Source organism: Bacillus sp. AFS023182 (genome assembly GCF_002560575.1).
Lineage (GTDB): Bacteria > Bacillota > Bacilli > Bacillales > Bacillaceae_G > Bacillus_A > Bacillus_A arachidis.
Genome location: NZ_NTRO01000084.1, coordinates 1 through 212, shown reverse-complemented (window position 1 = coordinate 212; position 212 = coordinate 1). Strand labels below are relative to the sequence as shown.

Below are 212 nucleotides of genomic sequence, written 5' to 3'. Positions count from 1 at the left end.
ATTACGAACATTTACAAAAACACAGACAAAACAGAAGTAAGTGGCAAAAAAGTATGGGACGATTACAACAATAAGTTTGGTAAACGCCCAGAAAACATAACAGTTCAATTACTTCAAAATGAAAAAGAATTAAAAACACAAGAAGTAAAAGCCGATCAAGCTGGAAACTGGAATTTCAGCTTCACGGATCTTCCGAAGTACGATGAACAAGG

General features: G+C 34.9%; 1 protein-coding gene. It reads left to right on the top strand.

Features of this window, described 5'->3' with window-relative positions; translation table 11 throughout:
* On the top strand, positions 1–212 hold a 212-nt coding region (locus CN288_RS25515), incomplete at both ends, for a Cna B-type domain-containing protein (RefSeq protein WP_141528013.1).